At 57.9% G+C, this 21,166-nt stretch carries 18 protein-coding genes and 1 pseudogene; 16 read left to right on the forward strand and 3 right to left on the reverse strand.

Features of this window, described 5'->3' with window-relative positions:
• Window positions 1–303: 303 nt before the first annotated feature.
• On the reverse strand, window positions 304–1,542 hold the full coding sequence (gene serA / locus FHX16_RS30120) for a phosphoglycerate dehydrogenase (RefSeq protein ID WP_183755997.1): 1,239 nt from the start codon (window positions 1,540–1,542) through the stop codon (window positions 304–306).
• A gap of 561 nt (window positions 1,543–2,103) precedes the next feature.
• Complete coding sequence (locus FHX16_RS30125) at window positions 2,104–2,580, reverse strand: DUF995 domain-containing protein (protein WP_183755995.1); 477 nt, start codon at window positions 2,578–2,580, stop codon at window positions 2,104–2,106.
• A gap of 712 nt (window positions 2,581–3,292) precedes the next feature.
• On the opposite strand from FHX16_RS30125, the pseudogene FHX16_RS30130 reads away from it, so the two are divergent.
• A pseudogene (locus FHX16_RS30130) lies at window positions 3,293–3,553 on the forward strand (hypothetical protein); the annotation flags it as partial.
• Between the two features lie 399 nt (window positions 3,554–3,952).
• Here the strand turns inward: FHX16_RS30130 and FHX16_RS30135 are convergent.
• Window positions 3,953–4,852, reverse strand: coding sequence for a LysR family transcriptional regulator (locus FHX16_RS30135; protein ID WP_183755994.1), 900 nt, complete (start codon window positions 4,850–4,852; stop codon window positions 3,953–3,955).
• Window positions 4,853–4,961: 109 nt separating this feature from the next.
• On the opposite strand from FHX16_RS30135, the gene FHX16_RS30140 reads away from it, so the two are divergent.
• The 15 genes from FHX16_RS30140 (at window position 4,962) to FHX16_RS30205 (ending at window position 21,144) form a co-directional block, all read left to right on the forward strand.
• The gene (locus FHX16_RS30140; RefSeq protein ID WP_183755993.1) at window positions 4,962–5,594 is read left to right on the forward strand and encodes an HD domain-containing protein; all 633 of its coding nucleotides are present in this window, start codon (window positions 4,962–4,964) and stop codon (window positions 5,592–5,594) included.
• Between the two features lie 36 nt (window positions 5,595–5,630).
• Entirely contained in the window at window positions 5,631–6,317 is a 687-nt protein-coding gene (locus FHX16_RS30145; RefSeq protein WP_183755992.1) for an amino acid ABC transporter permease, read from the forward strand.
• A 1-nt stretch (window position 6,318) separates the two neighbouring features.
• Window positions 6,319–6,975: an amino acid ABC transporter permease gene (locus FHX16_RS30150; protein WP_183755991.1), complete on the forward strand. Its 657-nt coding sequence runs from the start codon at window positions 6,319–6,321 to the stop codon at window positions 6,973–6,975.
• A gap of 64 nt (window positions 6,976–7,039) precedes the next feature.
• Window positions 7,040–7,825: a transporter substrate-binding domain-containing protein gene (locus FHX16_RS30155; protein ID WP_183755990.1), complete on the forward strand. Its 786-nt coding sequence runs from the start codon at window positions 7,040–7,042 to the stop codon at window positions 7,823–7,825.
• A gap of 58 nt (window positions 7,826–7,883) precedes the next feature.
• Complete coding sequence (locus tag FHX16_RS30160; RefSeq protein WP_183755989.1) at window positions 7,884–8,615, forward strand: amino acid ABC transporter ATP-binding protein; 732 nt, start codon at window positions 7,884–7,886, stop codon at window positions 8,613–8,615.
• 58 nt (window positions 8,616–8,673) lie between these two features.
• Window positions 8,674–9,555 carry an NAD(P)-dependent oxidoreductase gene (locus FHX16_RS30165; protein ID WP_183755988.1) on the forward strand — a complete coding sequence of 294 codons (882 nt, stop codon included), beginning with the start codon at window positions 8,674–8,676 and terminating at the stop codon, window positions 9,553–9,555.
• A gap of 12 nt (window positions 9,556–9,567) precedes the next feature.
• Window positions 9,568–9,906 carry a hypothetical protein gene (locus FHX16_RS30170; protein WP_183755987.1) on the forward strand — a complete coding sequence of 113 codons (339 nt, stop codon included), beginning with the start codon at window positions 9,568–9,570 and terminating at the stop codon, window positions 9,904–9,906.
• A gap of 2 nt (window positions 9,907–9,908) precedes the next feature.
• The gene (locus FHX16_RS30175) at window positions 9,909–10,673 is read left to right on the forward strand and encodes an SDR family oxidoreductase (protein ID WP_183863921.1); all 765 of its coding nucleotides are present in this window, start codon (window positions 9,909–9,911) and stop codon (window positions 10,671–10,673) included.
• Complete coding sequence (locus FHX16_RS30180; protein ID WP_183755985.1) at window positions 10,642–11,220, forward strand: gluconokinase; 579 nt, start codon at window positions 10,642–10,644, stop codon at window positions 11,218–11,220. Before FHX16_RS30175 ends, FHX16_RS30180 begins: the two co-directional genes overlap by 32 nt.
• A complete protein-coding gene (locus FHX16_RS30185; RefSeq protein ID WP_183755984.1) occupies window positions 11,217–12,158 on the forward strand; it encodes a 2-hydroxyacid dehydrogenase in 942 nt (313 codons plus the stop codon). The genes FHX16_RS30180 and FHX16_RS30185 overlap by 4 nt, the downstream gene beginning before the upstream one ends.
• Window positions 12,159–12,173: 15 nt before the next feature.
• Window positions 12,174–13,205 carry an L-idonate 5-dehydrogenase gene (locus FHX16_RS30190; protein ID WP_183755983.1) on the forward strand — a complete coding sequence of 344 codons (1,032 nt, stop codon included), beginning with the start codon at window positions 12,174–12,176 and terminating at the stop codon, window positions 13,203–13,205.
• 84 nt (window positions 13,206–13,289) lie between these two features.
• Window positions 13,290–14,720, forward strand: coding sequence for an NADP-dependent phosphogluconate dehydrogenase (gene gndA, locus FHX16_RS30195; protein ID WP_259131977.1), 1,431 nt, complete (start codon window positions 13,290–13,292; stop codon window positions 14,718–14,720).
• A 932-nt stretch (window positions 14,721–15,652) separates the two neighbouring features.
• Entirely contained in the window at window positions 15,653–17,395 is a 1,743-nt protein-coding gene (locus FHX16_RS30200; RefSeq protein WP_183755981.1) for a bifunctional diguanylate cyclase/phosphodiesterase, read from the forward strand.
• A 371-nt stretch (window positions 17,396–17,766) separates the two neighbouring features.
• The gene (locus FHX16_RS31755) at window positions 17,767–17,994 is read left to right on the forward strand and encodes a LacI family DNA-binding transcriptional regulator (RefSeq protein WP_183755980.1); all 228 of its coding nucleotides are present in this window, start codon (window positions 17,767–17,769) and stop codon (window positions 17,992–17,994) included.
• Window positions 17,995–18,582: 588 nt separating this feature from the next.
• On the forward strand, window positions 18,583–21,144 hold the full coding sequence (locus tag FHX16_RS30205) for an FAD-dependent oxidoreductase (RefSeq protein WP_183755979.1): 2,562 nt from the start codon (window positions 18,583–18,585) through the stop codon (window positions 21,142–21,144).
• Window positions 21,145–21,166 lie beyond the last annotated feature (22 nt).

Raw genomic sequence — 21,166 nt, forward strand, 5'->3', positions numbered from 1 at the left:
GCTCCGCACCGCAACCCGCCGCTACCGCCCCAAATACAGCAACCCAAAACCGCCGGAGCGAACTTAAAACTGGATAAAACTTGGGGGCAAGGTCAAAGGCCTTCGCCAATCGCGCGCCTGCCGGGCTGCCAGAGCGAGAGGCCGTTCCGGCGAAGGTTTTTTGAACGGATCGATGCACATGTGCAACTGATGGCGCCAATTCTTGGCACGTGTGCGGACTGAACCCCGGTCCAGCGAGGATGACGCCCTTTCCTAGCCATCGCGCCAGTTTTCCTGGCGCGTCTTTACGCCTTCCAATCGGCGTCAGTAAACCAGTCGAGCTCGTATCGTTCCCGGGATCTGGCGGAGCGACTCGAGTATATCATTCGCTGTCTGGCCAGCACCTTCGACTTCAATAACCACGTAACCCGTGTCGCCGTGCGTCTGCAGGAATTCACCGACGATGTTAAGTCCGCGAGACGAAAAAATAGTATTCAGGCTGTTCAGAATACCCGGACGATTTTGATGAACGTGGATGAAACGCGTACCGTTCGGGCGGGGTGGAAGTTGAACCTGGGGGAAATTGACGGCGCCCAGTGTTGAGCCGATGTCCGAATATTCCACAAGCTTCCTTGCAACTTCCGTCCCAATGCGCTCCTGCGCTTCCTCCGTCGATCCACCAATATGGGGAGTTAGGATTACATTATCCAAACCCTGCAGCGGCGTTTCGAAGCGATCCCTGTTTGAAGCCGGCTCCTTGGGGAACACGTCGACGGCCGCGCCCGCGAGATGTTCTTCTCTCAAAACCTTCGCAAGCGCTTCGAGATCCACAACGGTGCCGCGGGAGTTGTTGATGAAGAAGGCTCCCTTTTTCATTCTCCGGAGTTCGGTCTCAGTTATCATATTTTGCGTGGACTTCGTTTCTGGAACATGCATCGTCACAAAATCGGAGATTTCGAGAAGCTCGCCGAGCGAAGCCATCGATTCTGAATTGCCATGCCGAAGCCTGTCCGAAGGATCAAAATAGCGGACGTTCATGCCCATGCTTTCCGCGAGAACACTGAGCTGCGAACCGATGTTGCCATAGCCCACTATCCCCAGCGTTTTCCCGCGTACCTCACGGCTCCCCAAGGCGGATTTGTCCCATCCGCCTTCATGGGCCGACGCCGACCGCGGGAAAATCCGCCTGGTCAGCATTATGATTTCACCGATCACAAGCTCAGCGACCGACCGCGTATTTGAGTAGGGAGCATTGAACACGGGAATCCCACGGCGACGCGCCGCCTCGAGGTCGACTTGATTGGTTCCCACAGAGAAACAGCCCACTGCAATCAGCTTTTTTGCGGAGCTGAAGATTTCATCTGTCAGATGCGTTCGTGAACGAATTCCGACTATATGCGCTTCGGCTATATGGCTCTTGAGATCTTTGTCATCCAGAGCCTTCGGCAGATGTGCCAGATTGACGTAGCCAGCTGACGAAAAGTAGTCAACGGCGCTCTCACTGATGCCTTCCAACAAGAGCACGGAAATCCGATTGCGGGGAAGAGAAAGTTGTCCGGTCATTGAGTTGCTTTCGATTCTCAAATTCAAAAAAGCCTAGGTCGCTCGTCGGTAGCAAGTGACGGTATATGAGTTAGCGACCGGTCAGCAGGCTGCGCAATAGAAAACTCAATTCCGTCCGCCGACACGCGCCGTCGCGGCAGCAAATAAGCATCTGTAGCTGCCTCGCGGGGCCGATCAAGGGACGAATGTTGTCACACTGTAATACGAGGATGTCGGCAGTGTAGTTGGTAGCCGCGCATGCCTGGGCGTTCAGATCGCGTTCGGCGAAGTCGCCTTTGGGAACGCTATCAGTTGCATTTTGATCCGGGTGAGACTGTTTTTTTGGCATTTGAAAAAGTAGCTGATGTACTCGGCATTCCACCCAGGGAAACCGCGGCGCGATCAACGCTCGTTGGCGAAATTGTCTTCACCCTTTGATGACCATATCGCCCAATTCCGGAGTGAAGCCGCCAATCACCGCGAATACGGTTGGTACAAGCATGAGGACGGTCATTGCGGACATGCGGCCGCTGATCGGCCGCGCGGCGCATCGGATTTCCGTGAGGGCGACTGTGCCGCGAACTACTGCTTATTCAGCTTCACCTTCAAAGCTTCTATCTTAGGGGTGATTGTGTCCCCGCCCGACAACTTCGGTGTGAACTTCGTCCAAGTTCCGCCCTTGCTCGGTTCGGCGCGATAGAGAACCTTCGGCTTTGCAGTGTCGCGCGCCCATAACTGACATTCGTCGGAGTGGTTCGTGCCCCATGCCCCGGTCCACTGATCAGACACACAGAGCTTGCCATCAGATGTCGACCAAGTGCCCGCCGCATGAGATGGACCGTTTCCGGTATAGCCGAGCATCTTTCCGTCGGCGCCCAGGTACCAGGAAATCGGTTCCCTTTCGCCTTTGTGACCTTTTTCGGTGAAATTATACGTTTTCCCCGAGAAAATTTCCTTGATTTCGGCCGCTGGTATTGGCGAGGCGCCTTTTGGCGCGGCCTGGGCGAACGCTAAGCTAGGAGCGGCAGCGAGAAATGCCAGAGCGATTATCGGTCGCATGAGAACCTCCAGTTCGTTAGCGGTTATAGGGTGCGAGCGTTGCGTTCGGGAAGGACCCGGCGGCAAACCGCAAGATTGGAAAACTGCCCCTGTCGTTCGTTCCGCAAGATGAACCCCGCAGTCGCGGATACGGGGCTCGAAGTTGTTATATACGCGCCTGTGGAGTATATCGCCGCATTTAGTCAGTGGGTAGTGACACAATATGAGTAAGTTCATGGCGCGAAACGCCCCGACTAGCACTCGGATCTAGTGACGTCATCGCGGCGCTTGGCTTGATCGCTCAAGGCGTTACTCTTCTTGCGAGGAAACAGAATCGGGCCAGGATGAAGCCGGCATGTTCTGCGCGAAATCTCCGCAAGGCAGTTTGCCTGGAGAAAGTAAGATAAAGCCGCGCCAGTAGGTTCCTGAGCTTTTTCTCAGCCTTCTTTTCTGGCGCTGGACATTTCCCAGGCGGATGAGCCGGAGATGCGGCAGTCAGAATTACAGGTTCAAGCAAAGTGTGCGGACGGCATTGAGATGGGCTCCTATACGTGACCTAACTGAAGGGATTTGGTAAAGCCGAGGGCCCACATCAAATTCGGGAAACTGCTCAACCCTTTCGCTTGAAAATGATCTTGATGCTCGAGGTCGTTTGGGCTGAAGCGCCAATTCCCATGATGCCCACCTTTCCGTCGGCGCCCACCTCGGCGGAAACTTCCACGGAGTCCACGAGGATTATTCCTTCGCGCAACCCGCCGACGGCCAGCCTTCTTCGTCATCTTGCTTTGCATGTATTCCGACCGTCCTTGTTGTCCGTTTGGCTGGAAGTCGCGCATCAGCAGATCTTCGTCACCGGGCCATTTCTCATCGCTACCTGCATCCCGGCTACGGGTGGCTGATCGCAAGCCAGTACTTCTACAAAGCCGAGGAAGGCAGGCTTTCCGGCAAGGGCGGCACTGCTTCGAGCTACGGAAATTGCCAGGAAACCCATTGAGCACCGGACGACCCACACGTTTGACGAATCCCTGGAAGCCATCAGGACGGCAATCCTGAAGGCCTCTTCGCGGAGCAGCTCTGTCGCGAGGACTTGCTCCGCGCTGGTCTTGGTCGCCGCAGCAGAAGTCGCATACGGTACGGCCCACGGGACGCGCGCAATGCTATCAGCTCAGGCAGTTTGTCGGCGGTGAAGTCGGCTGCAGAGCCGGTCTGAACGGCCATTCGCGTGCCGCACGACCCTCAGCGGCTTTAATAGTGCCCTTCTTGACCGGAGGACCATGGCAACGGTACCCTGGAGAGAGGTAACGAAGTCGACGGCTTCAATCGGTCTTCCCGGTGCGTTTCAAGGGCGTCTACCACGCAGTCGACGGCCCAAAACCATATCAACGAGGATGTGTCAGCCGCAGAATGCGACGTCAACGCTGACTTTTCGGATCATTTGCTTGACTTGGGGCAGAGCCCGAACCACTGCGCCTTTGTTGGTGCCAATGAATACGTCCTGCATCGGCAATTTGGATCTGGTTTCGAGAACGTAAACGGATCCCTTTCGGATCTGATCTCGCACAAGGCGCACTGGAAGAATGCTGATGCCAGTGCCCGCCTCAACGAGATTCAGGATCGCGCCAAGGCTGTTGCAAACGTTAAGTCGGAGACCGAGCGTGGAATTACCGCTGAGTGCGTTCGTCGTGAGTTCGTGGAGATTGGACGGTGCCGGCGTTGAAAAGACGCGTTTGGTCAGTAGATCGTCGTCGGAAACGAATTCCTTCTTCATATTGAGCTTGGAACTGGCGATCCACTCCACCGTCTGACGGCCGAGAAGCTCAAGGGCGACATTTTCATACTCCGGCGGCGTCGACAGGAGTGCGATATCAAGAAGTCCCTCGGATAGCTGCCTTGCAAGATTGTGGCTCGTATCGACGGTCGCCGCAATCCGAGTGCCGGCAAATCTGTGGTCAAGTTCATCCAACAGCGCTGGCAATCCGACCGCCGCGAAACTGTCCATAACCCCCACTCTCAGCGTCGGCAGCTTGGTGTTTCTCGTCTTGATGTTGGATTCGATGTCCCGCGCGATCCCGATCATCGCCTCGGCGTAACGCTTCAACGCTTCGCCTTCGCTCGTCATGAGAAGCTGGCGCCTCTGTCTGATGAAGAGCGAGACACCGAGCTGCTCCTCCAGCTCCTTGATCCGATAAGACACGGTTGGCTGGGTGATGTTGAGCTTCTCTGCAGCGGCGTTGAAGCTGCGGAGTTGGGAGACCCAGTAGAATGATTCGACTGCAGAAAAGTTCAGAGCCATGAGCGCAAGATAGAAAAATTCAATCGATAACCCCGAATATCCCAATTGGATTTGAAGTTCAATCAATCATAAGGTCGAGAAATAAGCAGATAGTAACGGTGTTGAAAAAATGTACAAAACCATCTCTCGCGGACATATTGTCGAGGATCTTCCGGAAATCGCGGAGATCCAGTCCCTCGAACTTCGTGAGAAGGTCATCGACGCGTGGGTGTTTGCCTTGGAACGTTCTTCGTTCAGTCGTGTCACGGATATTCAAGGTGAGGGTAGCCCGAACGTATTTTCGCTAAAGCGCGGAACCCAGGACGCTCACCTCCGTGGGGTCACCCGGCTTGCCCTGGCGATCTATGAAGAGTTCAAGACCACCTATCCCGAGGCGAAAGTCGATCGAGACATCATCCTTGCCGGCGGCCTGTGCCACGACATCGGTAAGACGTGGGAATTCGACCCCGTAAATCTCAAGCGTTCAGCCGAACGCGGCGACCGCTACGGCGACCCGACTTATCGCCATTCTACCTACGGCGCACATGTTTGCCTCTCTGTGGGACTTCCCGACGAAATCGGCCACATCTGCATGGGGCACGCATTCGAGTTTGGCGGTATTGGTCACAGCACCGAATGCTTCATCATTCGCCAGGCTGATCACGCATGGTGGCATGTCGCGGCGGCCCTGGACCTTTGCCACCCCGACACGATTTCGTTTGCGGGCAAGAGCATTCGGGTCCGGCCTTTGGGCCTCGAATAGTTTCGAAACCGGACAGGAACATGCGCCGAGGCAACAATGCAATATACCTTCCAATTCGGTCCGTTGATCGCATATCTGCCACAGTTCCTCAGCGGTCTGTGGTTGACGATGCAGCTTTCGATCGTCGGTATCTTCGGTGGTTTCGCCCTCGGGGTCGGCTTAGCAATTGTCTCGACGCTATCGTGGTTCTTGCCGCGCTTCCTGGTTCGCTGCTACGTGGAGATCGTGCGAAATACGCCATTGCTTGTCCAAATCTTCGTGATCTTCTTCGGCTTGCCTAACATCGGTATACGGATGTCTCCACTAACATCCGTGACGATCGCCCTGGTCTTCAACAATGCAGGCTATATCGCCGAAATTGTCAGGGGCGGTATCCAGTCGACCCATCGCAGTCAATTCGAGGCGGCCGAGAGCCTGGGCATGACGTACTTACAGACATTGCGCTTTGTGATCCTTCCACCTGCCTTGGAAAGGGTCTTCACGCCGGTTGTCTCGCAGTGTGTACTGTTGATGTTGTCAACCAGTTTGGTATCCGCGGTCGGCGTAGAGGACATGACCGGCGCCGCAATGATCGCCAGTTCCGAGACGTTCCGGACGATGGAAGTATATCTGGTCATTGCTGCTGTCTACGTGACCCTCAACTTCATCTTCTGGGCGCTTTTGAATCTCCTGGGGCTGATCGTATTTCGACGCTCGCGCCGCAAGCTGCTGGGGAGAATATAATATGCGAACATTCGGAACTCCGGAATTCCTTTTCGTATTGTACGCCCTGCGGTGGACGCTGACGCTGACCGTCATTGCCTTCGTCGGGGGCGGCCTTGCCGGGATTGTCCTCGCGCTCTTGAGGATCTCGTCCAGCAAGTTCTTAAGAAATGCGACATTAGCTTACATGCAGTTCATTCAGGGGCTTCCACTCCTTGTTCTGATGTTCATCTGCTATTATGCGCCGTCGCTTTTTGGCTATGAGGTGAGCGCGATCGTCGCCGCAGCGGTCGCCTTGACTATCAACTCCAGTGCCTTCCTTGGCGCCATCTGGGAAAGCGCTCTTCGCGCAATCCCGAAGGCTCAGTGGGAAAGCGCCGATGCTCTCGCGATGACGACGCTGAAGAGTCTTCGATTCGTCATCGCTCCACAGGCGATCAGGCTGGCATTGCCGTCTACCGTTGGTTTTCTTGTCCAGATCATCAAGCAGACCTCGATAGCGTCGATCATCGGCTTTATCGAAATCACTAGGGCGGGACAGCTGGTCAGCAATGCAACGTTCGAACCCCTTAAATCCTTCCTCGCGGTGGCAGCACTGTACTTTGCCGTCTGCTTTCCACTCACACAAATCAGCCTTTGGCTGGAACGAAAGGGGGCGCGACGCGGATCGCGCGCTTGAGATCCAACGACACAAAGAAGGTCGTTTCACTGAAACCGGAACTCGAAAACTGAGAGGACGCAAAATGCGCTTCAAATCCCTACTGCTACCGTTCGTCGGCCTTGCCCTCGTCTTTGGTGCGACCGTCGCATCGGCCTCATCCTTGGACGATATCATCGCCCGCAAGAAGGTCATGATCGGGGTCGACCTTTCCGTCCCGCCATTCGGCATCACGAACGATCAGATGCAGGCCGACGGCCTCGACGTGGACGTGGCCAAGCTGCTCGCCAAGGATCTTGGCGTCGAATTGGAGCTTGTACCCGTGACCGGCCAGAGCCGCATCCCTTCGCTACAGACCGGAAAGGTCGATTTCGTTGTGGCTAGTTTTGGCATCTACACCGAGCGGGCACTGTCAGTGGCATTCTCCAATCCCTACGGAGGCCACAAGTCGGTGATCGTGGCCCCGAAGGAAACGGCGATCAAAAGCCTCGACGACCTTAAGGGCAAGCGGGTCGGCGTTCCCCGAGGAACGGCGCACGAGAAGATCCTGTCCAGTGCGAACATCCCAGGAATGGAGCTGGTGCGATTCGACGATGACAGCACGACGCTGAACGCGCTGGTGGCCGGTCAGGTCGACGCGATCGGCACCGTGAACTACATCGCCGCCCAGCTTCAGGGTCGCTATCCTGACAAGTTCGAGGAGAAGACCACCTACCTCCAGAGCTTCTACGGCGTCGGTTTGCGTCGCGGCGACCCCGACCTGCTGCACTGGCTCAACACAGTGCTGTTCGTCCACACCCAAAGCGGCGAGCTCGGCAAAATCTACGAGAAGTGGATGAAGGCGCCAATGCCAGCGCTGCCGTCCTTCTAAGTCAGACCGACTGCGGGGCGGCCTGCCGCCCCCGCCAGCCCACCGAGAGGTAAAAGAGATGTCCGTCGTAATTGCAAACAATATCCGTAAGAGCTTTGGTCCGTTAGCAGTCCTCAAGGGTGTATCCCTGACGGTTCAAGGTGGCGAGGTTGTTGCTTTGATCGGCAGGAGTGGTTCGGGCAAGAGCACTTTTCTTCGGTGCCTGAACGGGCTTGAGACGATTGACGGTGGCGACATAGAAATCGCGGGTCACGCCATGTCAAGGAAGCCGGCCTTGCTTCGCGAACTACGCCGCGACGTCGGAATTGTTTTTCAAAGCTACAATCTTTTCCCTCACCTGACCGCGGGCGAGAACATCATGCTCGCCCCAGTGCAGGTCAAGGGTGAAGCGAAGTCGGCGGCGAAAGAGGAGGCCAGACGCTGCCTTGCGCTCGTTGGTCTCGCCGACCGTTTTGATTCCTATCCCGATATGCTTTCCGGAGGTCAGCAGCAACGCGTGGCGATCGCTCGTTCGCTAGCGATGCGGCCAAAGGTTCTTCTCTTCGACGAAGTGACGTCGGCGTTGGATCCTGAACTCACCGGCGAAGTCCTCGCGGTTATCGAAAGCTTGGCGCGCCAGGGAATGACGATGCTTCTCGTCACTCACGAGATGGGCTTTGCGCGACGCGTGGCCAACCGCACGATCTATATGAAAGACGGCGTCATTCACGAGGAGGGCCCGTCCGCAGAGTTCTTCACAAATCCAAAGACGCCGGAGCTACAGGCCTTCCTCCGATCCGAAGTCGGCTAACCAAACTAATTCCTTTAACTGAAATTCATTTGACCGCCCTCGGCGGAAAGGAGCTGCTGTGCCTACCAAACAGAAGATCGCTCTAGTCGGATGCGGCGTAATGGGAACAGCCATCGGGACCCGCCTCCTTCAGACCGGTCATACGGTGATTGCGTTTGATCTTGATCGCGGCAAGGTTTCGCAACTCGAAATACTGGGTGCGCAACCGGCAAGCTCCGCCGCCGATGCAGCGGCGAAGGCGAACTCTGTCGTGCTGAGCCTGAATTCGTCACGGATCGTGCGTGAGGCGGTGTTCGGTGGAGGAGGCGTCGTCCATGGCGCGAAGATCGGCACGGTGGTCGTCGACATGTCGTCTATCGAGCCCGTGGCGACGCGGCAACTGTCGGCCGATGCTGCGGAGGCGGGGTTGAAGTGGCTGGATTGTCCGCTGTCCGGAGGTGCCCCGAAGGCGTTGGAGGGAAAGCTGACCGTGATGGTCGGGGGCGATCCCACTGATTTCGCCCAAGCGAAGCTTATCCTTGACGACCTCTGCCAGAATTTGACGCTCATGGGGCCGAGCGGCTCCGGCCAGACCACAAAGCTCATCAACCAGGTTCTCTGCGCCTTGAACTTCGTCGCGGTCGCCGAAGCCACTAGACTCGCTGTCGACGCCGGTGTCGACGCCCAAAGAATTCCCGCGGCTCTAAGCGGGGGTCGCGCCGATAGCGCGATCCTGCAGGAGTACATGGGTAAGATGGCCAGAAACGACTATTCGCCCACTGGTCGCATCGACAACATGGTCAAAGACCTCATGGCAGTGCAATCACTCGCAGGACACACAGGCACTGCCATGCCGATGACCTCGCTTTGCATGGAAATTCACCGGTTGATGATGGCGGCTGGCCTCGGTGCGGCCGACAGCGCCGCGCTTGTTCGATTTTACGATGGCCCGAGAGGCTAAAGGAGTAGTGCAATGATCATTCGATATGCCGAGTTCGTGGGTGCAATCCGCGAAGGCAAGGAGTTCGAGTTCTTCCGTTTCGTCCAAGAGGTTTTGACCCCGCTCTGGACAAAGTTCGATGGCGCGGAAAGTGTGACGGTTTCCCGTGAGGTGGAACGCGATGAGGGAGCGCCTTCGATGCCGCTTCTTCTTGCCATTGCATACTCAGACAAGGGCGCGCTCGAACGAGCGATGGCCTGCGACGCAAGGTTCGAATCCCGAGAGCAGACCAAAACGCTACTCGAGATGTTTGATGGCGTGGTCTACCACCGGGTCACTGACCGCATAGTCCACCGGGCACTGGGCAACTGACGATGGCGGCTGATCTCTTCGATCTCTCTGGATCGCGGGCGCTTGTGACCGGCTCGTCCCAAGGTATCGGCTTCGCCTTGGCAACTGGCCTCGCCCGGTATGGTGCGCAGGTCGTCCTAAATGGTCGCGACGGCGTCAAACTGCGGGATGCCGCCGCCCGGCTCTGTGAAACCGGCGCGTCGGTCTCAATCTGCGAATTCGACGTCACTGACGCCGCAGCCGTAAAACGGGGAGTCGACGAGATCGAGAGCAGCGGCCCCATCGACATCTTGATCAACAACGCTGGAATGCAATTTCGTTCGCCGCTCGAGGAGTTTCCTGCAGACCGCTGGGAGCAATTGTTGAAAACGAACGTGTCCAGCATCTTTTATGTCGGTCAGGCCGTCGCGCGGCATATGATCACCCGTCGTCGAGGCAAGATTTTGAATGTCGCCTCGGTGCAAAGCGAACTCGCCCGTCCAGGGATCGCTCCCTACACTGCGACGAAGGGCGCAGTAAAAAATCTGACGCGAGGCATGTGCACTGACTGGGCTAAGCATGGCCTGCAGATCAACGCGCTTGCGCCGGGGTATTTCAAGACCCCGCTCAATCAAGCGCTGGTCGACAGCCAGGAGTTTTCTAGCTGGCTGGAGAAGCGAACGCCAGCAGGCCGCTGGGGCGATGTCGATGAACTTGTGGGCGCGGCTGTGTTTCTGTCGTCCAAGGCTTCCTCTTTCGTGAATGGACACACGCTTTATGTCGACGGCGGTATCACCACCTCTCTTTAATGCGCCCCCAGGGATTGGCCCGCTGGTGGTAATGGGCGTCTCGGGGTGCGGTAAGACTTCAGTCGGAAAGCTGTTGGCTTATGATCTCGGATACCTGTTCATCGAAGGCGACAGCAAACACTCCGATGCCAGCATAGAGAAAATGTCCAACGGCATCCCTTTGACCGATGAGGACCGACTGCCGTGGCTGATGTCCCTTGGCCGAGAAATGGCGGCGAATCGACAAGTCGTCGTCTCGTGCTCGGCGTTGAAGCGATCTTATCGTGACGTTCTGCGCAACGGCGCCGGTACGCCGCTCAGCTTCGTTTTTCTTCATGGTGGCACGAAGACTCTGGCTGCGAGAATAGCCGCCCGAAACGAACACTTTATGCCGCTCTCGTTACTCGAAAGTCAGCTTGAGACGCTAGAGCCCCCGACCGATGAGCACGATGTCATCACAATCGAAATCGACCAGCCGTTCGAACACATCGTGTCGACAGTAATCACGTATGCGGGAAAGCTCGCACAACAACGCTATAAGGCGGAAATCTCACAGAGGAAACCATGACAAAGCCCGAAATTCTGCTCGTCGGGCCATATCCCGATTGGGACATGGTTGAGCTTGAAGACCGCTATATCGTCCACAAGCTCTACGAAGCCGCCGATCGTGATGCATTCCTGATGGACGTCGGCTCGGGTATCAGGGCCATCGCCACGCGTGGCGAACTTGGTGCGTCAGCAGAGTTGATGGAGTGCGTGCCGTGGGTCGAGCTCGTTTCCGTATACGGGGTTGGAACGGACGCCGTCGACCTTGGCTATGCCAAAGCTCGTGGCATAGCCGTTACCAACACGCCTGACATCCTGACGGACGACGTCGCGGATATTGCGCTGGGACTGTTGCTGGCAACAGCGCGTCTCATGCCGCAGGCAGATGTCTTCGTCCGGTCCGGTCAATGGGGAAAGGCCGTAATGCCGCTCGTCACGCGCGTCACCGGGAAGCGTCTCGGCGTTGTCGGCATGGGCCGGATCGGTCAGGCGATCGCAAGTCGGGCTGCCGCATTCAACTGCGATATACGCTATTTCTCACGCAACCCGCAGCCACAGGTCTCCTATGACCACGAACGCGATCTTGTCGCGCTTGCAGAGTGGAGCGAGTTTCTCGTTGTCATCGTACCGGGCGGCGAAGCGACCAGAAACATAATCGATGCTGATGTGCTTGAAGCACTCGGGCCTGATGGCATCCTTGTCAACGTATCGCGCGGATCGACTGTGGATGAAGAGGCGTTGATCGCCGCCCTTCAGAAACGATCTATCAAGGCAGCTGGTCTCGACGTGTTTTACAACGAACCAAAGATCGATCCGCGGTTCCTGGAGCTCGACAATGTCGTGCTGCAGCCGCATCACGGATCCGGTACAGTCGAAACCCGCAAGGCGATGGGCCAGCTGGTGCGCGACAATCTCGCCGCCCATTTCTCCGGCGACACCCTGCCGACGCCCGTTGTGTGAGGAGGACCATCCATCATGAAAGCCGTCGTCATCCATGCCGCCAAGGACCTGCGTATCGAAGAGCGCGAGTTGGAGACCTTGAGCGAGAACGAGGTCGAAGTCGCCATTGAAGCGGGCGGGATCTGTGGTTCCGATCTGCACTACTACAACCATGGTGGATTCGGCACCGTTCGGGTGCGCGAGCCGATGATCCTCGGACACGAGGTCGCAGGCACGATCAAGGCGGTCGGGGAGGGCGTGTCGCACCTGGTTATCGGCGATCGCGTCGCCGTGTCGCCAAGTCGGCCGTGCAACGCCTGTGCGTATTGCCTCATTGGGCAGCAGAACCACTGCCTCAACATGCGCTTCTATGGCAGTGCCATGCCGATGCCGCACATCCAGGGCGCCTTCCGCCAGCGGTTGATTGCAGAGCAATGGCAATGCCACAAGGTCGGCAACGAGATCTCCATCAACGAGGCGGCATTCGCCGAGCCGCTGGCGGTGACCCTGCATGCGGTCGTGCGCGCCGGTTCGCTGGCCGGCAAGCGCGTACTGGTCACCGGTTGTGGTCCGATCGGTGCACTGTCGATCATCTCTGCACGTGCGCATGGCGCCCGCGAGATCGTTGCCACCGACGTCATGGACGCTGTCCTCACGAAAGCTGCCGAGGTCGGCGCCGATCGCACCATCAACGTTGCCAATGCGGCTGCCGAGCTTGCGAGCTACGCTGGCAGCAAGGGTTACTTCGATGTCCACTTCGAGGCATCGGGCAATGCAAGCGCGGTCCGTTCCGGCATTGAAGTGCTAAAGCCCCGCTCGGTTCTTGTACAACTTGGCCTCGGGGGTGACGTCTCGATTCCGCAGAACATGGTCGTCGCCAAGGAGATCGAGATGAAGGGCACGTTCCGGTTCCATGAGGAGTTCGGCGTTGCGGTCGATCTCATCAATAGCCGGCGGGTCGATCTTAAGCCCCTGTTGAGCGGCATTTATCCGCTGACGGAAGCCGTTCAGGCTTTCGAGGCTGCCGGGGATCGGAGCAAATCGATGAAGGTACAGCTGGCCTTCTAGCCAGTCGATAGTGGACAGCTTTGGGCCGCCGCGTCCGTGGCGGTGCATCCCGTCATTGCGAGAAACGAAGAAAGCGGATGTATCGTGGAGAAGGCAGAAATCGGGCTGATCGGCCTTGCCGTCATGGGTTCCAACCTGGCGCTCAACATTGCGGAAAAAGGCAACAAGATTGCTGTTTTCAACCGTACTCCTGAGAAGACCGACGAATTCTACGAAAGCGCCGGCGATCTGAAGAAGCAGATCATTGCCTGCAAGACGATCGAAGAGTTCGTCGAGGCGATCAGCCCGCCACGCCCGATCATCATCATGATCAAGGCCGGCGAGGCCGTCGACCAGCAGATGGAGGCGCTGCGGCCGCACCTTACCAAAGGCGACATCATGATCGATGCCGGCAACGCCAATTTCCGCGACACGATCGCCCGTTTCGATCGCCTGAAGAACACCGACCTGACCTTCATTGGCATGGGCGTCTCGGGTGGCGAGGAAGGTGCGCGTCATGGTCCTTCAATCATGGTCGGCGGCACCGAAGACTCCTGGAAGCGCGTCGAGAAGGTGCTGACCTCGATTGCCGCCAAGTACAACGATGATCCGTGCGTCGCCTGGCTCGGCAATGACGGTGCCGGCCACTTCGTCAAGACGATCCACAACGGCATCGAATATGCCGATATGCAGATGATCGCTGAAATCTACGGCATCCTGCGCGACGGGCTTGGCAAGAGCGCCAAGGAGATCAGTGGTATCTTCGGCGAATGGAACAAGGGCCGCCTCAACTCCTATCTGATCGAAATCTCCGAGAAGGTGCTGGCCGCCAGCGATCCGGTCTCCGGCGGCCCGATGGTCGACATGATCCTCGACAAGGCGGGTCAGAAGGGCACCGGCAAATGGTCGGCCATCGAAGCCCAGAATATGGGCATCCCGGCCACCGCAATCGAAGCGGCTGTCGCCGCTCGCAGCCTGTCATCGATGAAGACCGAGCGCGAGGCGGCCGAAAAGATCTTTGGCAAGCCGGAATACAAGTTCCCGATCGCCTACGGTCCGGACCTCGACAAGGATCTCGAATTGGCGCTTTTCGCCGCCAAGATCGGTGCCTACGCGCAGGGCTTTGCGGTAATGGCGGAAGCCTCGCGCGAGTTCAACTGGTCGCTGCCGATGCCTGTCATCGCCAAGATCTGGCGTGCCGGCTGCATCATCCGCTCGCAGTTCCTCGACGAGATCACCTCGGCCTTCACCAAGGCTCCGGATGCGGCCAACCTGATCGTGACGCCGGCCTTCTCCGAGATGGTGAAGGAATCGCTGCCGGCCCTGCGGCGTGTGGTTGGTGCCGCTCTGCAGGCTGGCCTGCCGGTTCCGGCCCTGACCTCGGCTTTGACCTATTTCGATGCCTATCGCCAGGGCCGCGGCACCGCTAACCTGATCCAGGCACAGCGCGACTTCTTCGGCGCCCATGGCTTCGACCGCCTCGACGGCAAGGACTTCCACCACGGCCCATGGGGCAGTGGTGCGGCCACATTCTGAATCCATTGTTCGACCCGCGCTATATTTATTTCGAGCTCAGCTGATTGAAGGACAACGATTCAAATTCGTTCAAGAGCTCCAGCGTCTTTCCCTCAATATACTACCGCGATGACTCATATCAGGTCGTCATACCGCCGTGCAGTAAATGCTGGCTCTGGCCGGACAAATTTTGCGACGTCACTCTCACCGCTTGACCTACGCGTGTTTTGATGTTCGTCCGAATGCAAGCATAACAACGGTCCCTGGTACACCGGATCCGAGTGAGCCCATTGCAGACCGAGGAATTGGCTTTTAGGGATGACGGGCGACTCGTCGGCCGTTCGGCGCTGATGCAGCGTGATTGTCGAGGCTTGCTCGCAATCATTTGGCCTTGCAGAATATTTGGGACCGTCATCCGGTGGATCCTAGTGGGCTCCATCGAGAATATGTGGGCGATACGGACGACCGGATCTTCGGAGAGACTCAAATCGGCGGAGCGTAAATATACATTTTGGGGAGGCAATGCTGAAGGAAGCCAGAGGCGAGGTCGCATAAAAGCGCCGGGCGATCCACGAAGACAAAAGCTCATCGGTATGGAGCCAGCCTTACCGGCAATCGCTGTTCGCATAAGCTCGTTCTCATGCGAACGCTGCGTCGGCGTGCTCCCATCTCTCAATGGCTTCATCGGTAATTCATTCCCTTCCACTTTCCATTGATAGCGAAGGTGGGCTCCGCCCGTTACAACACCATCTAGTGACAGCGACGACAACGTTCTTCGCATTATCAGGACGAGTGGAGCGCGCAGCAGCATCCTGGGGACGGTAGCCTATTGGTATCTACCCTCTTTCCGCGCGCACGGAATGTCGCGGGCTCATTTTTGTTCAGAGCTTGCTAACTTGCGGTTGATATATTGGCCCCAAACGAAAGATCTTCTAGAAAGGAGGCGATAGCAGATGGGCGGCCGTACGGCTTATTCACCGAGCAACATCGATGACGAGATTGATCGACAAATGGAATTTTCGGTTCAGTCAAACGTCATGAATTTTGCCGAGGCTACAACCCTTTCGCTCGTCACCGTCGACGAAACCGGCAAAATCGAGTTCGTCAACCGCGCGATGACCGATCTGTTCGGCTTCGACCGAGAGGAGATGGTTGGGCAACCAATCGAAATCATTGTCCCCGAGCGCATGCGCGGTGCACATCGCGCCGGCCTGGCGCGTGTTGTTGCAGGTGGCGGGACGGCACTTTCGGGAAAAACGATCGAGGTGACGGCGCGCAGGAAGGACGGATCAGAGTTTCCGATCGACATCGCGCTGTCTGTTTGGCGCGGCGAACAAGGGATTGCCGTCGGCGCAATCATTCGCGATATTTCGCAGGCTCGGGAGCGTGACGCGCGCCTGATGCGGTTGGCGCATCATGACCTCCTAACCGGCCTTTGCAACCGTTTCCGCTTCGAGGCACAGCTGTCGGAGCTGTTCGAGAAAACAACGCTAGCCGCTGTGCTTTTGATCGATCTCGATGGCTTCAAAGAGGTGAATGACAGCGCCGGCCACGCCGCCGGCGACGCGTTGCTGCAGGCGGTGGGGATCCGTCTCGCGACCGTCACGCCAGCGCAAGCGACTCTCGCACGCTTTGGAGGGGACGAATTTGCTATGCTTGTGCCAGGAATGACCGATCCCCTTGTCACCCAGTCCCTGGCGTCGCAAGTGATCTGCGCGCTTGAACCACCTTTCGAAGTGAACCACGAATTGTTCCATATAGGCGCGAGTGTCGGCTATGCTTTCGGTCCAAGTGACGGAAACGACGCGGAGGAGCTCATTGCAAGTGCAGACGTCGCCCTCTATCGCGCCAAGCAAGATGGCGGACGGTGCATTCGAGTGTTCTCACCTGACATGCGCCTCGAAGCAGTTTCCCGGCGCGCTGTCATTGATGACTTGCGTAGAGCCTTCCGGCTCAATGAACTTGAGTTGCACTATCAGCCGCAGGTATCGCTCACAGACGGTAAGATCTTCGGCGTCGAGGCGCTGCTGCGTTGGCGCCATCCGCAAAAGGGCTTGTTATTTCCAGGAACATTCCTAGCCGCGCTCGAAACCAGTTCCCTGGCGTTGCCCATCGGCTGGTGGATACTCGACGAGGCGTGTCGTCAACTGGCTGAATGGCAGCGACAGGGCGTCGACGACCTCAAGGTTGGCGTGAACCTCTTTGCAGCGCAGTTTCGTTCTCCGTCGTTGGTACAGCAAGTGCGCCGTGCCCTCGAAAAACATGGGTTAAAGCCTTCGATGCTGGAGCTGGAGGTTACTGAGACAATTGCTCTCCTTGATGACGGCAATTCCTTTTCAGCAATGCGCGATCTGCGAGCGCTCGGCATCGACATCGCCTTCGATGATTTCGGGACCGGATTTGCTTCGCTGAGTTCGCTTCAACGTTTCCCGCTTACAACTCTGAAGATCGATCGGTCGTTCGTAGGTGAACTACTGACAAAACCTCAAGACGCCGCGATTGTACGCGCTATTGTTTCGATGGGAAATGAACTGGGGCTTCATACCATCGCAGAAGGGGTTGAGACAGCGGAGCAAGAAGCCTTTCTCAAGAGGCTCGGATGTAAAGGTGTCCAGGGCTACAGATATGGCAAGCCACAGCCCGCAGCCGCGATTGCTGCTATGGCAGGACGAGCCAGGATTTTGCCCTCCAATTAGGGCTCTTTTCGAAAGCGCGCATACCTGTGATTTGCTCGTCCATTCGCTTTTGGTCCTCGGCTATTGGCAGGAGACTACCGGTCAGCGGCGGACGAACCTTCGGAACAGCCGAAGACCTGTGTCCGCAACGTCAGTGCGGTCCCGCGCGCCCCTTTGATAGCGTCAGGCGCGTTCACCCTGCATGGCGCATTTTGTTGCGGGAGTGAGGCCGATAGCTGAAACGCTACGGCGCTGGAGACGTGGGGCCAATGCGGGTCAAGAAGTCTTCGTCCCGCGCGCGACGCCAGTATCGAGGTTATTCTCGCAATCCTCTGCCGAGTTGACAACTGTTTTGCTCAACATCCGGTGATTGCTGAGGTTGGATGGAGAGAATGGCAACAGTTCGCGATGTTGCGAACGAGGCAGGCGTTTCCGTCGCGACGGTAAGTCACTTAACCAATCAATCGTGGTTTGTGACACCCGAGACTAAGCTTCGTGTCCCTGGAGGGCAATCACCGATCTCCGTTACAGTCGCGATGAGTTGCACATTCGCTTCGCCGATCAAAAACCGGAACCATCGGGGTCATCATCTCCGCCATAACCAACCCCTTCTTTGCTGAGCTGGTAAAAGGCATCGGTGAAGTCGTAAGCAGTTGCTCGGGCGAAGCTGGCCCTTGTGTTCTGGCGCTCTGGCAAGCCCGCTCTGAGTGGCCTTTTTCGCCAGACGCTGGCATTGAGCCCATTGCGAGATTACACCGCTCTGCCTCGCAAAGCCTTCTGCTTTCATCTCTGGGCCAGGGCATCCGTGCTCCATCTTCCGAGCGACTATTGAGCCAGGGCAGCCAGCTATCCAAAGAACTCGGCCGGGTAGTGTGCGGACGACTTTAGGGGCGCGCGGTAACCTCAAGATGGGGGCCGTCCAAATATGGGGACCTCGCTCAGGCCTATCCAGAGCAATCCCCGAATTCAGCTTAGCGAGGGGACGGGCCACCTTCACCCAGGAACATAAGGACTAAGGCGATCAGCGATGTCGAGTTGATCAAGCCTCAACCTAGGCCGGCGCGATTGCGCCGATGTCGCGGGGGGCGGAGCCAATGACGATTATGAGCTGCCCAACATCGTGGTTTTTATGCGAAGAGGTCTGACCGAGAATTGAAAATTGGATGTGCCGTGGCACATTCGTCGAAGAACCAAGAAGGAACCGGCACGTGGCGGAATTTCCAAGCAAGGCAAAAGTCGTCATCATCGGTCTCGGCGGCATCGTTGGCGCTTCGATCGCGCATCACCTGATCGAACGCGGATGGGACGACATCGTCGGCATCGACAAATCGGGTATCCCGACTGACATCGGCTCGACCGCCCACGCCTCCGACTTCTGTTACACCACCAGCCACGACTATCTCTCGGTCTGGACAACCCAGTATTCCATCGATTTCTACGAGAGAATGGGCCACTACTCCCGCATTGGCGGCCTTGAAGTCGCTCGCACCGGCGATGACTCCTGGATGGACGAAATCAAGCGCAAGCTCACCTCCGCCAAGGCCTTCGGCACCAACGCCCGCTATGTCTCGCCCGCAGAGATCAAGGACATGTTCCCGCTGATCGAGGAAGATCAGGTTCAGGGCGGCATGTTCGATCCCGACGCCGGCCTCGTCATCCCACGCTCGCAGACGGTTGCCGGCAAGCTCGTCGACGCAGCCGAGAAGTCCGGCAAGCTCAGGATGTTTGGCAACACGCCGGCCCAGTCGCTGATCGTCGAAGGCGGCCGCATCAAGGGCGTCGTCACCCACCGCGGCACCATCATGGCCGACCACGTCATCGTCTGCGCGGGCCTCTGGGGCCGCCTGATTGCCGAGATGGTCGGTGAGGACCTGCCGGTCATGCCGGTCGATCATCCGTTGACCTTCTTCGGCCCCTACAACGAGTTCGAAGGCACGGGCAAGGAAATCGGCTTCCCGTTGCTGCGCGACCAGGGCAATTCGGCCTATATGCGCGACACCGGCGACCCGAAGACGACAGAAGGCGGCCAGATCGAGTGGGGCTACTACGAAACCACCAATCCGCGCATGTGTCATCCGCGCGAACTGCTCGAGAAGCACGAAGCGCGCCTCTCGCCCTCGCAGCGCGACCTCGAAATGGAGCAGATCCTCGAGCCGCTCGAAAAAGCCATGGAGCTGACGCCGATCCTCGGCGAACTCGGCTATAACGAAGGACACTCCTTCAACGGCCTGTTGCAGGTTTCCGCCGCCGGCGGCCCCTCCTGCGGCGAGAGCCAGAAGGTGCGCGGTCTCTGGTACTGCATCGCCATCTGGGTCAAGGACGGTCCGGGCTACGGCAAGCTCATCGCCGACTGGATCACCGACGGCCGCACCGAGATCGACCACAACTCGATCGACTACGCCCGCTTCTATCCGCACCAGCTGACCGAGGAATTCATCGCCGGCCGTTGCTACGAGGCCGCGCAGAAGATCTACTTCCCCGCCGTTCACCCCCGCGAACCCTACCTCTCCGGCCGCAACGCCAAGCGCTCGCCCTTCTACGAGCGCGAGAAGGAGCTTGGCGGCTACTTCATGGAATTGGGCGGCTGGGAACGCGCCCATGGCTATGCCGCCAACGAGCATCTTCTGGAGAAATACGCAGACCGCGTTCCGCTCCGCGAAAACGAATGGGACAACCGCCACTTCTGGCGCGTATCCAATGCCGAGCATCTGGCGATGAGCGAGGATTGCGGCATCGTCAACCTCAGCCATTTCCATATCGTTGACCTCGAAGGCCCCGACCATGTCGAGCTCTTGGAATGGCTCTGCGCCGCCAAGATCGGCGGTGACGGGAACATCGGCAAGGGCATCTATACCCACTTCCTCGACGATGAGGGTATGGTGCGCGCCGACTTCACCGTTATCCGCATGACCGATCGTTGCCGCCTCATCAACGGCGCCGACGCCGGCCCGCGCGATTTCCATTACATGAAGCGCGTGGCCGAGGATCGCGGCCTCGACGTCACCATCACCGATGTCTCGGAAAAGTTTATCACCATCGGCATCTGGGGTCCGAACGCCCGCGAGACGCTGAAGAAGGTCGTGGCCGATCCGGCTGCGCTCGACCCCGAAAACTTCGCCTTCGCGGCCATCAAGCCGGTCGAGATTGCGGGCAAGACGGTCACTGCCTTCCGCATTTCCTATGTCGGCGAGCAGGGCTGGGAACTGCACATGAAGTACGAGGACGGCCTCGCCGTCTGGGACACACTGCGCGCCACTGGCGTCATGCCATTCGGCGTCGAAACCTACGCCAACTCGCGCCGCATGGAAAAGTCGCTGCGTCTGCAGAACGGCGACCTGCTCACCCAGTATAACCTGCTGGAAGCTGACCTCGCTCGTCCGAAGGTCAAGGAAGCCGATTTCCGTGGCAAGGCCAAGCACCTGGAATACAAGGCGCGCGACCATCAGCCGGCGATGCTTTGCACGCTCGTCATGACCGAGAACACCGACAGCAAGGGGGTCAAACGCTACCCCGTCGGCTCCATGCCGGTCATGGACCCGGAAACCGGCAAGACGCTAGTCGATAGCGTTGGCCGCATCTCCTACACCACCTCCGTCGCCTACGGTCCGACGGTCGGCAAGAACATCGCGCTCGCCTATCTCCCGTGGGAGTACTGCGAGGTCGGCCGCAAGCTGAATGTCGAATATTTCGCCGAAACCTACCCGGTTGAAGTCATCAGTGTCGGCTACAAGCCGATCTACGACCCGGAGAACCTGAAGCCGCGCACGTGATTGCGAGCCGCCCTCGCGTGAG

It is taken from the genome of Rhizobium sp. BK661 (assembly GCF_024808825.1).
GTDB lineage: Bacteria > Pseudomonadota > Alphaproteobacteria > Rhizobiales > Rhizobiaceae > Rhizobium.